The 14,718-nt window shown below is 41.0% G+C and carries 10 protein-coding genes; 3 read left to right on the forward strand and 7 right to left on the reverse strand.

The genetic code is table 11. The features are described from left to right. The first annotated feature begins 199 nt into the window (after positions 1-199). Positions 200-697 (forward strand): outer membrane beta-barrel protein, encoded by a 498-nt coding sequence (locus tag BM156_RS10010; RefSeq protein ID WP_093919734.1) that lies wholly within the window; start codon positions 200-202, stop codon positions 695-697. A 79-nt stretch (positions 698-776) separates the two neighbouring features. Here BM156_RS10010 and BM156_RS10015 read toward each other — a convergent pair whose 3' ends face one another. From BM156_RS10015 to BM156_RS10025, 3 genes are all read right to left on the reverse strand, one after another. Next, positions 777-2,135 (reverse strand): MATE family efflux transporter, encoded by a 1,359-nt coding sequence (locus tag BM156_RS10015; RefSeq protein ID WP_093919735.1) that lies wholly within the window; start codon positions 2,133-2,135, stop codon positions 777-779. 329 nt (positions 2,136-2,464) lie between these two features. Next, on the reverse strand, positions 2,465-3,172 hold the full coding sequence (locus BM156_RS10020; RefSeq protein WP_093919736.1) for a GW dipeptide domain-containing protein: 708 nt from the start codon (positions 3,170-3,172) through the stop codon (positions 2,465-2,467). A 203-nt stretch (positions 3,173-3,375) separates the two neighbouring features. Further along, the gene (locus tag BM156_RS10025) at positions 3,376-5,172 is read right to left on the reverse strand and encodes a GNAT family N-acyltransferase (protein WP_093919737.1); all 1,797 of its coding nucleotides are present in this window, start codon (positions 5,170-5,172) and stop codon (positions 3,376-3,378) included. 167 nt (positions 5,173-5,339) lie between these two features. Between BM156_RS10025 and BM156_RS10030 the strand changes: the two genes are divergently transcribed. Continuing rightward, positions 5,340-7,181: a YgiQ family radical SAM protein gene (locus tag BM156_RS10030; RefSeq protein ID WP_093919738.1), complete on the forward strand. Its 1,842-nt coding sequence runs from the start codon at positions 5,340-5,342 to the stop codon at positions 7,179-7,181. A 95-nt stretch (positions 7,182-7,276) separates the two neighbouring features. On the opposite strand, the gene BM156_RS10035 is transcribed toward BM156_RS10030, so the two are convergent. The 4 genes from BM156_RS10035 to BM156_RS10050 form a co-directional block, all read right to left on the reverse strand. Beyond that, complete coding sequence (locus BM156_RS10035) at positions 7,277-7,501, reverse strand: hypothetical protein (protein WP_093919739.1); 225 nt, start codon at positions 7,499-7,501, stop codon at positions 7,277-7,279. Next, positions 7,498-8,730, reverse strand: coding sequence for a glycoside hydrolase family protein (locus tag BM156_RS10040; RefSeq protein WP_212733477.1), 1,233 nt, complete (start codon positions 8,728-8,730; stop codon positions 7,498-7,500). Before BM156_RS10040 ends, BM156_RS10035 begins: the two co-directional genes overlap by 4 nt. Positions 8,731-8,880: 150 nt before the next feature. Further along, positions 8,881-11,256 (reverse strand): glycoside hydrolase family 95 protein, encoded by a 2,376-nt coding sequence (locus tag BM156_RS10045; RefSeq protein WP_093919740.1) that lies wholly within the window; start codon positions 11,254-11,256, stop codon positions 8,881-8,883. A 152-nt stretch (positions 11,257-11,408) separates the two neighbouring features. Continuing rightward, a complete protein-coding gene (locus tag BM156_RS10050) occupies positions 11,409-12,299 on the reverse strand; it encodes a MerR family transcriptional regulator (RefSeq protein ID WP_093919741.1) in 891 nt (296 codons plus the stop codon). A 332-nt stretch (positions 12,300-12,631) separates the two neighbouring features. Here BM156_RS10050 and BM156_RS10055 point away from each other — a divergent pair, with 332 nt between their 5' ends. After that, entirely contained in the window at positions 12,632-14,704 is a 2,073-nt protein-coding gene (locus BM156_RS10055) for a BatA domain-containing protein (RefSeq protein ID WP_093919742.1), read from the forward strand. Positions 14,705-14,718 lie beyond the last annotated feature (14 nt).

Below are 14,718 nucleotides of genomic sequence, written 5' to 3' on the forward strand. Positions count from 1 at the left end.
AAAGTTTTTTAGCACTTTTCATTCTTCATAAATCAACTGACTACCAGCCCCATTCAATTACCCTCATAAATATTATTAGACAAATTTTACTGACGAAAAAACTTTTTTATATAAACCTGTGTTTAACTAGTCTGACTAATAAAAAAAACAAGATTTATTAGTCGATTCATTTATAACCAAATAATTTAAAATTCTTAAGATGAAAAAACTTGCCTTTGCAATCATGGTTCTGATTATGGGAACAGCAGTAAAACAAGCTAATGCACAATTCAGTATTGGCCCTGGAATTGGTTTCGCCACCGACATTAGCTCACTTGGACTTAGCGCCAATGCTGCTTATCAAATTGATGAATCATGGGCTGCAACCGCTTCTTTTACTTATTTCCTGGAAAAAGACTATTTACAATGGACTGCTTTTGATTTCAACGCCAATTACAACCTTACCGACATTGAAAACCTCGGCACACTATATGGTATTGGCGGGATTAACATCACAAGCGTTAGCTTCGACTTCCCTAATTTTGAACATGATGATTTCTCTTTAGAATCATACTCTAGCTCAGAGTTTGGAATTAACCTGGGAGCTGGATTAAACATTGATTTATCAGAAAAAATGGTGCTTGCTCCAGAAATGACTTACACTGTTAGTAGTGGTGGTTATTTGCGAATAGGTGCAAAACTAATGTTTGCTTTATAGAGATTAGCCGACAGTAATAAACCCAATAACAAAGCAGGAAGTATGCCTTTGAGGCCGCTACTTCCTGCTTCTTTTTTTGCTAGGCCTGCATGCTAACCAATAATTTCCGATGCAAGTACTTCAGCCTGAAATGAAACATCAGGGCACAAATACTCAGGCCAACGGGAAATCCCATCCAAATCCCAATTTCATTAAAGCCACCATGAAAAGCGGCCCAATAACTAAATGGGATGGTGATAATGAAGTAGCAGATAAAAGTTAGAATTCCCGGGACAGTAGCATCAGCCATTCCCCGTAAAATTCCGGAATAGATAATCTGAATGGCATCAAAAAGCTGAAAAACAGCTAGTACAATAATCATCTGTGAAGCTAGCTTAATCACGCCTGCATCGGTTGTAAACAGCGTTGGCAACCAAGTACTCATGCTCACAAAAGCTATTGAAATAATAATCACCATGCCAAAAACAATTTGAATCGAAGCGTTTGAAGCTCGCTTAATTAAAGCAGGAACCTGACGCCCGGCAAGCTGACTAATCCGAATCGTTGTGCTAACACCAATCCCCTGGTACAACATAAAGCCAAAAGTGGAAAGACTAATCACAATTTGATGAGCTGCCAAACCTGTCTCGCTAATCCATCCCATCATAATTCCAGCGACAATAAAGGCTGAGGACTCCGAAAACATATGCAATCCCATCGGAATCCCCAGTTTGATAATTTTTAGTGTTGAAGCTGCCAGCTCCTTAAAGTTAATCACCACTGATTTGAGCTGCTCGCGATGAAGCTTGCGAATAAAAACAAGCATTCCGATCGCCATCAGTACACGGGCAAACAAGGTGGACCAGCCGGCACCAACAAGCCCTAATTCAGGAGCTCCCCATTTTCCAAAAATCAGCATGTAATTCCCCAAGATATTGAAAACATTGGCTCCCAAGGTAATCATCATCGCCAACTTGGTATTGGATAAACCTTCTGCAAACTGTTTACCACTCAAAAACAGCATTAAGGGAATAATAGAAAGCCCAATAACACTAAAATACTGCTGCGAATATTCAAGAATACTTTCGGGTTGATGCATGTAAGGCATGGCCGAATACAGCAAAGTACTTGCTGCAATTAATATGGCCGCCATCACGCCATTAGCCCCAAATGCAGCCTTCTTTAAGGATTTAAGTTCGGAATAATCATTCGAACCAGTTGCTTTTCCTGTTAAAGGAGTAATTGCCATTGCAAACCCCATCCCGAAAATTAAAGGGAGTGAAAACAAGGTGTTGGCAAAAGCTGCCGCAGCCAACTCTGTTTTTCCCAAGCGGCCAATCATCATATTATCAGCCAAACCAACCGTAATTTGTCCTATCTGCGCCACAATTACCGGCAGGGCAAGCCTACGCGTTTCGGCATAGTGAGGACGATACAAACGCCAAATTCGTTTCATCATGTAAAAAACTATAAGTGATTGAGGTTGGGCGAGACCTTGCCCCTTAATTAACACACAACAGGTAGAACTTATAAAACATGTTTTCAGGCCTCAAGGTGAGAAGCATTCTCCTGTCGAAAGTATAATGTAATTAAGGTCGCCAATAAAAACGACTGCAAAAGTAGCAGTTCTATCGATCAGAAAAAAATAATTAAGGATAGGGGTGATTGAAGGAAAGAAAAATTTAAAGTTTGGAATTTATTGCCCGAGATGAAAGCTCAAATTCCAAACTTTAAAAAAAAATCATAAACTAAAATTCTATAGTTAACTTAGAAAAACAGCATAGGCTCCTATTCCACGAGACTTCCGTTTTCTATAATTAAATCGTAGAAGTAACCAGCTCCAAAGTCTTTATCCAAAGTAACGGTTCCCTCAATCGTTACGACTTGTCCAACCTCAGCCAATTCGCTTGAGGTAATGGTCAAATCATATTTCCCATCGAAGTTGGTACCATCCTGAATATGCAGCCAATTGCGCCCCATGATGTTTTTGTTGACTTTCACAATTTGACCGCGAACGGTCACTTGCTTTCCTGAATAATCTTTTTTGGATTCATATAATTTAGCAATGGTCACTCCCCCATCTACTGGTTCTACATCAATTGCTTTGTTATAGGCTTCCACCTTCTTCCCTTGGGGTTCTTGCATACTTGCTGTTGCCTTTTTCTCGCTAATTGGCTCTTTGCTAAAGCTCTGTACAAAATAGATTGTTTCAAAGGTCCGATCAAGTGCTTTACTTTTGAAATCTTTCATTTCCAAAGCAGAATCGTAATAATATTTCTGCCCAACTTCGACTGGCTGACGGTTAACAGCCATCCAAAATTGATTTCCACTTTCAGTAACTTTCAGGTACGTATAACTATCGGTTTGAATCACCTCATCAACGGTCACCGCACGCATCAAAGAACTAGTATTAATGGGCTGAACCGACTCTTTCTTTTTTTGCACACACGAAGCCAATAAAACGCTGGCTAATAGCCACACTGCTAATAATCTCATAAATTGGTGTTTTTATAGTTCTTGAATTAAATCAGTCATCTGATAAAAATAAACAAAGACAATAAAATAAAGTTAAATTCAAGGTTGACATTTATCTGTTAAACAACTAAACACCAAAAGAAAAAAGGAAAAGCCCTTCCTGAAACATCCAAGTCAGATAAATAAACGGTCTAATTGCAACAACTTTTCGCTAATGAATAATGCTAAGCATGCTCCCTGCTCGAGTAGAAACGATTCAGAATTGATCCATCGTTAGCCTCCTTCGACAAAGATTCAATCGTGTTTTTAGGAACATCATAAACATCCAGCAAAATCAGGCCATCCAAGCAATTGTTAAACTTAGGATCCACATTAAATCCAATAATCTTGGCATTCAGCTTAATGTATTTTTTCAATAAGACAGGCAAACCGGTATTTAACTGATCCACATCGCCAATAAACCGATCCAGCTTATTGATATCATCCAGGTTCTCCATAATCACATTCATATTTGGATCCTGACTCTTAAATTTATATGCCTTTCGAGGAGTTACATGACGTGCATTTTGCCAGCCAAAATGATGTGACATGATAAACTTAATGATCAAATCCTTCGAAGTTTTCGAGTAATCATCACTAATACTCACTGGACCAATCAAATAGCGGTATTCCGGGTTTTTCAGCAAAAAGTAAAGGATCCCTTTCCACAGTAAAAACAATGGCATGGGTTGCCGTTGATAAGCTTTTACCACAAACGAACGGCCCAATTCCAACGATTGCTCCAGTACGGGAATAAAGGACTCTTTCAGGCGAAACAAGCTTTGGACATAAAAGCCCCTGACGCCGTAATCGTGCAAAATGTCAGCCCCTTTCCCAATTCGATAGGCGCCGACCAAACACGAAGCCTCATCATCCCAAATAAACAACTGGTGATAGTACAAATCGAACTCATCCAAATCAATGCTTCGGTTGGTCCCTTCTCCCACTTCCCGGAAGGTAATCTCCCGTAGCCTTCCTATTTCATACAGCAAGTTTGGAATAGCATTAGCAGCAGCACAGTACACTGCAAAATTCTTGACCTTAAATAACAAACACTCATCAGTTAAACCCGCAATCTCATTTTTGATTTTTTCAGTAGAAGCTGCCCCAGCAATTGGCTCCGGCTTCTTCTTGCGCTTCAGCGAATAGTTAAAATAACGCTTAACCTCCATGCGGGAACACAAACTGTATGTCTTTGCCCTGAGGTAACGCCCAAACTGGTACACTTCAGGAAAGGCCGTTTGCTCCTCAACACGAATTGCGGAACCAATACGCACTTTTACAGGCTTTCGTTTCTTATTCAACAATTCTGAGGGAAGCCTCACTTGCTGCAAGTTGGGATTGATACGCCCAATCAAATGAAAGAAGCGACTGTTATGCCCTCCAAAGTAAACAGGAACAACAGGCACCTTAGAATGCTTAATGAATTTTAAAGCCGCGTACTGCCACTGCCTGTCCGATATCTTATTATTGGCTTGGTAACCCGAAACTTCTCCTGCCGGAAAGATACACAAGCCTCCGCCATCCTTTAAGTGCGTCATGGCTTGCTTAATACCACCAAAACCGGCACGATTCTCCTGCTGATTTTCAAAAGGATTAACAGCCAGAAAAAAGTTGCTGATTGGTTCAATTTTCTTCAATAAGAAATTGGCCATCACCTTAACATCGGGACGAACTTCACTCAACATTTTTATCAGCAAAATGCCATCCAATCCGCCAAACGGATGGTTGGCCACCACGATAAAAGGGCCTTTGGCAGGAATCTTCTTCAATTCCTTTTCATCAAATTCGTACTTAATTTCCAAAATACGAATCAGTTCATCGATAAATTCAATCCCCTCTTTATCGGCAATTTGACCATAGATTTTATTAAGCCGATTAAATCGCAACACATACATGATAAACTTAGCCAGGTTCTCACCCCCCAGAAACGCAAGATATGGGTTGGCTTTCAGAATGTCTTTGGGTTTGACTATTTCCATCGATTTATCAATTAAGCTTGCTCTAAAATTATAAAGGATAGTGTTTCCTTTTACAAACGAGTACTAGTTTTTTTAAAGAATAATCACTCAAAAAAAAGAGGTGAAAGTCTTTTAAATCCCCAAAAGCATGATAACTTTGCATCGAAAATCAAAAGAAAGGAAAACACGTGAATCAGCTATATCAGAAATTACAAACAACCGATTGGTTACCGACTAGCAAAAAAGAAGCTTTGGATCGTGGTTGGGATGAATTGGATGTAATTTTCTTTACCGGCGATGCGTACGTCGATCACCCTTCGTTTGGAGCTGCCGTAATTGGCCGGATACTCGAAGCAGAGGGACTGCGGATTGCCATTGTGCCGCAACCCAACTGGCAAGATGATTTACGTGATTTTAAGAAGTTGGGCAAACCACGACTCTATTTTGCTGTCACTTCGGGAAATATGGACTCGATGGTCAACCACTATACTGCGAACAAACGGAAACGCTCAAATGATGCCTACACTCCAGGTGGACAACAAAATAAGCGTCCGGATTATGCAGCAACTGTTTACTGCAATATTCTGAAAAAATTATACCCTGACACTCCGGTTATTCTGGGTGGTATTGAGGGATCACTGCGTCGAGTGACGCATTACGATTATTGGCAAAACAAGCTCAAGCCTTCGATCTTAAAAGAAGCAAAGGCTGACCTTTTATTCTATGGTATGGGTGAAAAATCCATTCTCGACTTTACCCGTTTGGTAAAACGAGGAGTTGATCCCACCACCATCACCAACTTGCCCCAGACCGTATTCATGACCGAGCAAGACCAAGCTTATGCCACCAACAAAAAGTGGAATAGCCTGGAGCTGTATTCGCATGAAGAATGTTTATCGGACAAAAAGAAATTTGCCAAAAACTTCATGCACATTGAAGAGGAATCCAATAAATCGGAAGCCAACAAAATTGTGCAAAAGATCGGAAAGCAAGAGGTCGTCGTTAATCCGCCTTGGCCTCCCCTTGAGGAGAAAGAGATTGACCGGTATTACGATTTGCCATTTACCCGCTTACCACATCCTCGCTACAAAAACAAAGAAACGATCCCGGCTTATGAAATGATCCGGCACTCGATCAACATTCACCGGGGATGTTTTGGAGGATGTACTTTTTGTACGATTTCAGCTCATCAGGGAAAATTCATTGCCAGCCGTTCCGAAAAATCAATTTTGAAGGAACTGGAGCAAGTAACTCAGATGCCTGATTTCAAAGGTTATATTTCAGATTTGGGAGGTCCTTCAGCTAACATGTACAAAATGAAGGGGATTCATGAAGAAATTTGCCGAAAATGTAAACGGCCTTCGTGCATCTTCCCTGAGGTTTGCAAAAACCTGGATGTTAACCACAAGCCAATGCTTGACTTGTACCGAAAAGTCCGTCAGCACCCGAAGGTGAAAAAGGCCTTTATTGGAAGTGGTATTCGTTATGACATGATTTTGCACGAAACCAAGGACAAGGCAGTCAATAAAACCAACATGACGTACCTGCGCGAGGTGGTAAAACATCACGTTTCAGGACGCTTGAAGGTAGCTCCGGAGCACACTTCAGACGATGTTTTGAAAATTATGCGGAAACCTTCCTTCAAGCTATTTTATAAGCTAAATAAGGCTTTTAACGCCATCAATAAAGAAGAAGGGCTGAATCAACAGCTGATTCCCTATTTCATTTCCAGCCACCCAGGTTGCGGAAATTCAGACATGGCCAACTTGGCTGCCGAAACCAAACAGTTGGATTTCCGTTTAGAGCAAGTTCAGGATTTCACACCAACGCCAATGACTTTAGCCACGGTGATTTACTACACGGGCTATCATCCATACACCATGGAAAAAGTTTATACGGCCAAGTCGAAAAAGGAAAAGCTTTCGCAGCGTAAATTTTTCTTTTGGTACAAGCGGGAATACCAACAACAGATTAGGCATGAACTGCTCAAACTAGGCAGAAAAGACCTCCTAAAAAAAATATTGAATTAGTATTGAGTTTCTATCCTTTTCGATTTTAAGGATGAAGATGGGAGCTCTAAGCATAATGAGCAACTGCCCGCGTTGGACAGTTGCTCATTATTTTATTATGCACTGGCTTTTTCGTCAGCCTCTTCTTTATCTTGACATGATTGACAAATACGGCGGGCAGTTCCTGCCAACAAGATGAAGCTTATTCCCAATGCCAGGCGATAATCTTTTAAAGGATTGGGATTTATCCAATTGGTTAAAGCCAATATCAAAGCAATAAAATTGATGAAGACAAATACCATTAAGATATTGCGAATTGTTCTCCGTTGCTGTTTATTCATCGCTTCGTTTTTAACGGAATATGCACATTAAATGAAGCACCATCTTGTCTTGGATTTACATTTACAATAGCGCAAGCAGAATACAACACTTGAGGATTACCTTCTTCATCAATCAACAGTTGTGGACGTTCCAATCGGTCTACTTTTAAGGTATCGCCACTGGTTAAAACCACTTGCTTTTTCATGAAAAACGGATGCTCCGGACGTGTCCATTCCAAACCATCAACCGATTCCAGCAAAGCCAAGCCTGGTTGCCCCTGCGTGATCTTTCCCGAGAAATCTTTAAACACCACAAAGAAGCGCTCCAATTCGGGGTGATACCAAACAAACGGATCTTCTGCTGAAGCAATCCGCCCATCTTCCAGTCGGATATCAAAAACAATGTGATCTGTTGTTTTAAATGGTCCCGTTGGCGAGTCGGCAATAGCAACACCATGAATTCCCCGCCAGGAAGGATCGTAAACATTTCCTTTATAAAACAGTAAATATTTGCCATCCGATGGGCGTTGTACGACAGCCGGATTAACCACAATAATATTGTCGGGGCCAGCTTTTGTTCCTTCTGGAGATGGTTCAACAATGTTATTGGGCTTCACCCGTGTTCGAGGGGCCAGCAAGGGTTCATCTGACCGCTCGAAACGGCCAGCCAACAAATCATCAAAGTTGTCAAACTCAATCACACCAATTTTCTGATATTGCTGCACCCGATTCCTTTTATTCACATTTTCCCCTTTCGATCCTTCAGGTTGAACTCCCGGATCAACTGAACCGACGTAGTAGAGGTAATACTTTCCATTAAACATTTTGAGGTGCGGATTGTGAACCGTTTGCGCATCCCAGGCGGCACTATCTCCATCCAACGCTCGCCCCGTCAACACAATTCCCTGAAACTGGAAATCACGATCTGGATAATCGGACACCGCATAGGCTATTTTAGAGTGTAATACCCAGGAATCAGTAAAAACAGGAATAGAGTCGCCACATTCCCAAGTACTGTATAGCATATGATATTTACCATCATAACCTTTTACGACACTGCCACCCCAAACAAAGCGATCTGTATCATTCAACACCCCTGGCCCCACTAAAACATTCCCTTCTACTCTGGCTTCAACGGGCTGGGCTTCTACCTTAATTTCAGTTTGTTGAACCGGGCTACATCCCACTCCGAGCAACAGTCCTCCAAATAAACTCACAATCAAACTCCGGCAATTCTGTATTAACATCATTTAGCACTTTTTCTTGAATCGAAAACAAAATTTAAATTCAATAGACCAATAGACTCTCAGCTTTCAGACTGTCTGGTATTTACGATAAGCTAGCTTCATACAAGATACAAAACAGCTCAAAATAAATGCTGAGAATCATATTTAATAAACCTATTTCGGTTGAAAAACAAAGCTTTCACCTGCTTTCAACGCCAGTGGAACAACTTGATTTTGGTAGCCAATTTCAGCAGTTTGGTCGATCGTTGCTTTAACCACTGCTTTTTCCAAACGGTTGTCAGCCCAGTAAATGTCAACTACAAATCCTCCTCTGGCTTTCAGCCCTGTTATCTGGCCGTTTTTCCAATTAGAAGGTAAGGCTGGAAGAATACGCAACAAACCATTTTCATGCGATTGTAGCAACATCTCGGCAACTCCAGCTGTATAGCCGAAGTTTCCATCAATTTGGAATGGAGGATGTCCATCAAATAAGTTATCATACATCGACTTCTGAAGCAACAACTGAATATGCTCTTGTGCCATATCGCCATCCAGCAAGCGGGCGCTGCAATTAATCAGCCAAGCACGGCTCCATCCGGTACCTGCTCCGCCATTCGCCAACCGATAATCCAAGGTTTTTCGAACAGCTTCAAAAATTTCAGGACTACCTGTTTTAGTAACACTTATTCCTGGATGAAAACCATACAAATGCGACATATGGCGGTGCCCGGGTTCGACCTCTTTATACTCGCGGTCCCATTCCAAGATACGACCATCACTTCCCAATACAAATCCCGGACGCAACTGGGCTCGTTGTTGTTTAATACGTTTCAGTAGTTTGCTATCCTTATTCAAAATCTCAGCACCATGGATGTAATTGTCAAAAACCTCAGCGATGATTTGCTGATCCATCGCACTTCCCATACAGCTTGCAACAGGGTCTCCTTTAGCGGTATAAAAACGGTTTTCAGGTGATGTAGATGGCGATGAAACCAAGCTTCCATCTCTCGGATCTTCAATAATCCAATCGCTATAAAACTGAGCCACTTGCTCAATTGCCGGGAAAGCTCTCTCTTTCAAAAAGTCAGTATCCCGTGTAAACTCAAAGTGCTGCCAATAGTGTTGCATCATCCATCCTCCTGCACCAACGGAGCATCCCCAATAAGCTGTTGGGGCCCTCATCCAAGTTGGAGCCCACAAATCAGTTGCGTGTGGAAAAAAGCTTCCTTCACAACCAAAGTTCTTTCTCGCTGTAACTTTCCCATTTTCAACCACGCGGTCCAGGTAATCAAACAAGGGCGTATTCAGTTCACTCAAGTTTGTTACATCGGCCAACCAATAGTTCATCTGCAGATTAATATTCAAGTGGTAGTCAGCATTCCAGGGAGCTGTGATATGTTGATTCCATAGCCCTTGCAGGTTTGCTGGGTTTGTTCCCATTCGCGAAGAGCTGATCAGCAAATAACGTCCATATTGAAAAAGCAAAGACTCCAGCCCAGTGTCCGTTTGCCCTTCTTTAACTTGTTGTAAACGCTTGTCGGTTGGTATCGAATCCAGTTGCTGATCATTGATATCTAAACTCACCCGGTTGTACAACTCTTGAAAATCCTGAACATGATCAGCATAAACCTTAGTTAAAGGTGTTTCACTTACCGCTTTCAGGTCCTGCTTATTTTGTCCGGCATAGTCATCAAAATAAAATGAAGAGTTTGAAACCAAGTATAAAGTTGCTTGCTTAACCCCCTGCAACTCTAGGAAATCATCACCACGAGCGACAGTTCCATCTTTATGATCAATTTTTAAGCAAGTTTCAAATTGAACCCCATGCTCAATCGGATCTGGCTTTGAATCGAATACCGCATCACGCTGGGTCACTTCCCCTTGCATCAGCAATAAATTATCTGCAGTTGTTTTGGTTACTACGGTTGGCTTTCCTCCATCCATCGGACGACTCAAGCTTACTTTACCGTTCAAACCGTCAGCGGCTTCAGTCGCCAACTCGATAACAATTGCACGATGTGGATGCGAAACAAAAATCTTCTCGGTCACCAGCTTGCCATTTGTCCGATAGCTAACGGTTGCTGTTGCTGTTTGAAGGTCCAAATCCCGGCGATAATCGGTGATGTTTTCATGCTGAAACCCTAAATGTAAATCGCCCAATGTTTGATGAGAGCGAACAACCCGTTTTCTTGAAAATTTCTCAACAAATAAAGCATCGGCCTCCACATGCTTGCCTGCCTTTAACAACTCCCGAATCTGCTCCAGGTCGTTTTCATTTCCAGCAGGCTCATCCCAGCCTTTATCTGCTGGCCACATCGAATCATCATTCAACTGAATGCGTTCCTCACTCGGTTTACCAAAAACCATCACACCAAGCCGCCCATTTCCCAATGGCAATGCCTCCTCCCATTTTTGGGCTGGCTGCTCATACCACAGCACGTGTTCTCCAGGCAATCGATTGTCCTCTACCTTATTGCTACATGACGAAAATGCAATAAGTACAATTACACAAAGGCTCCAAAAGCCCGGTAAAAATCCTTTCTTTTTCATAATTTCTGAGTAGTTAGTATGTTTGATGTTAGTCTAATACAAATCGTATTCCTCTAACTAAGCGCCAAAATAGCACTTTTCGGTGAGATTTCAGAATGAATAGTGAGTACGTTCCAGACTTCCGTAAAACTCAAAAATTCAATCGTAAAAAGCTACGATACCCTTTCGCCTAAAGTGCCGAAGTACTTTTTAAAAGCGCGTACATCAGCAACCACTTTAAAATTGGAGGGCAATTGCGGATGATGTAGCGAAAGCTGTGCTCCGGTTACAAACACCTTTTTGCGTTTAAATGCTGCATTCATTTGCTGAATATAGTCGTTCAGCTCATCGGGTTCAATACCGTTGATAAACGCTGTAAACACCCGATCAACCTTTTGCATTCCTTCAAGCTTTAGCAAGTCGTCGAAAGGCACATTTTGCCCCAAGTACAAGGTTTTGTAGCCAGCTTTTAGGGCTAAATACTGATAGAATAGCAAGCTCAGTTCATGCAACTCCCCTTCTCTTAAATAAAAAAGAACCGTTGAACTAGCTTGGTGATTCGAAAAGCGAGAACTTTCACGAATTAATAATTGACGAGTAATGTTGGACACAAAGTGCTCCTGTGCTGGAAAAACAGAGCCAATTTGCCAGTAAATGCCCACCTTCTCGAAAAGCGGAAAAACGACTGTCATGAACGTTTCCTCAAAACCAATACGTTCAATTTCCTGCGCCAGTATTCCTTCAAAATTGAGATGATCAAAATTAACCATCGAAACGATAAGTTGATCGATAATCCCTTCTGAAGAAAGTGACTTTTCGTTCAATTTCAACACTTCCTGCTGAATCTGCTTGTCCTCAAAAACAGAAACCTTGGATATTTTATACCCATGCTTAACCAGCATCGAAACATTCAAAAGCTTACGAAGCTCCTCATCGCTATAATAGCGAATGTTCGTGATTGTACGCAAGGGCTCGAGCAAACCATATCGTTTCTCCCAAATACGAATGGTATGGGCTTTAATGCCCGACAAAGTCTCCAAATCTTTAATCGTATAATAGTTCATAAGACCAAAATTCAACGTTTCTATTTAGTCGTTCCTCCTAAACAAGCGTATTCTTTGAAGCTCAACATTTCAGCTGAGCCGGTTAAAGCACTTAACTTAATCCTGTTGCAGGCCTTTCGAGAAAATCAGAGGAGCAAAATAGCTCCGAAACCTGCAAAATTACTAAACTATAACACGGTATCTGCATTTTTGTTTAACTTTTATCTAAATAAAATAAACAGGATAATTTTTGCTAAATCCTGTTTCATCTAAGACAAAAAGCCAGATCGAAATAGTTTTTTGAGATTCAACATTTCCATTAATTTTGATCCACAATCCAATATGCAATTGAAATGAAGTTTATCTATCCTGAATTTTTAGTAGCTCTGCTTTTGATCGGCATTCCGATTCTTATTCACTTTCTTCATTTCAAACGCTACAAAACCGTTTATTTTAGCCAAGTCAATTTTCTGAAAGCTGTTAAAGAAGAAAGTCGCAAAAAGAATAATCTGAAGCAATTACTCATTCTACTTTGTCGGATTTTAACTGTTGCAGCCCTTGTTTTTATTTTCTCTCAGCCTTATTTCCCGGCCAATAAAGAAGCCAAAAACCTAGCTCAAAAACTTGTAGCCATTTATGTTGACAACTCTTTTAGCATGAAGCAAGAGGGTAATCAAGGAATTTTGCTGGAGCAAGCCAAGAGTAGAGCAATGGAAATTGCTCAAAGCTATGGGCCCGCAACCCGCTTTTTACTGATCGATAATCAGCAACAACCAGAAAGTCGGCAAATCCTTAGTCAAAGCCAACTGATCAGCAAACTCGGAAGTATTCATGAAAGCCCGGTACAGTTGCCATTATCGCAAATTCATCAAAGCCTATCCAACAGGCTACAAAAACAGGGAGCAAAAGCCGAGAAGAATATTTATCTTATTTCGGATTTTCAGAGCTATGCTACCGATCTTAATGTTTTTATAAAAGATACAAGTATTTATACCTATCTCATTCCTTTAACAGGACAAAGCACGAACAATTTATTGATTGATAGTTGCTGGTTTGAAACTCCCGGACATAAAAAGAACCGAGAAGAGATTCTAAGTGTGCGTATTCAAAATCAGTCCAGTCAAAGCTACCAGAACGTTCCCGTTCGACTAAAGATCAATGATACAATCAAGGCAATCAATAATTTATCAATTGAACCTGAAGCCACGGAAGAAATTCAGCTCACCTATAAAAACAACCAAGCTGGTATACACCGCGGCCTTGTTGAGCTGGATGATTATCCTATTGTTTATGACAACCATTATTACTTTAGCTATACAGTCCATTCAAAAAATCGGGTGTTGGCCATCGCTCAGCCCAATGATCTAACAAACAGCAAACTAGAAGCACTTTTCAAAGCTGATGAAAATATTGATTTTGAAACGATTGCTGTCAATAAAATTCAGGTCAGTCAATTCAAAAATTACCAGTGCATCTATCTGCTGAACCTGGAAAATTTAAGTTCGGGCCTAATAAGCTCACTCAAGCAATTTGTGGAACAAGGTGGATCGTTGGCAGTCTTTCCGGGAATTAATAGTCAACTAAGCAGCTACAACCAACTGTTTGCAAGCTTAAATGCTGTGCAACTAATTGCCGGCGACTCTACGCAATTACGAATGGAAAAAGTTAATTACAAGCATCTTCTATTCGACAAGGTCTTCTTACATGAGAAACAAGACCTCGAGCTTCCTCGTGTTTCATACAGTTTTAGAACAAGTACAAACTCTCGAAGCCTGGAAACTTCATTGGTAGAGTTCAACAACCGACAGCCGGCAGTCTCTGAATTTCAAGCAGGTTCAGGCCGCTTATACCAATTCAATTTCCCGCTGGATGACGAGAAAACAAATTTTACACAACAAGCCATTTTTGTTCCACTGATCTACAACATCGCTTTAAACAGCTTTGCCCCACAGGATATTCAATATGAAATAAAGAATGATCTAGTTTTAAACCTCTCATTCAATGAAGCACAACGACCAACTAACACGCAAACGCTTTTGCTGGACAATGGCAAACAACAATTCAGAATTCCGGTGATCAATCAATTGAACAATCAACTACGAATTGACCCGGGACAAGCAATTCAGCAAGCTGGTTTTTACGATCTGTACAGCAACGAACACCAACTCCGAACGCTGGCATTTAACTACAGCCGGGAAGAATCTCGCTCCTCGACTCAAAATGCACAACAGTTGAACCAAGTTCTATCAACTCTAAATAATCCGAACATCACGACCATTGAAGGAGGTAACAACGACTTTGTTCAACAGCTTTTAATTGCCAATGAAGGTACTCAACTTTGGAAAATTTTCTTATTTCTTGCACTCTTCTTTCTTGCGATGGAAGTTCTTATCAGTCGTTTTTGGGAGATGATCTTTAAAAGGTGACAGCTATTAAAAAT

It is taken from the genome of Sunxiuqinia elliptica, from assembly GCF_900113005.1.
Classification (GTDB): Bacteria; Bacteroidota; Bacteroidia; order Bacteroidales; family Prolixibacteraceae; genus Sunxiuqinia; species Sunxiuqinia elliptica.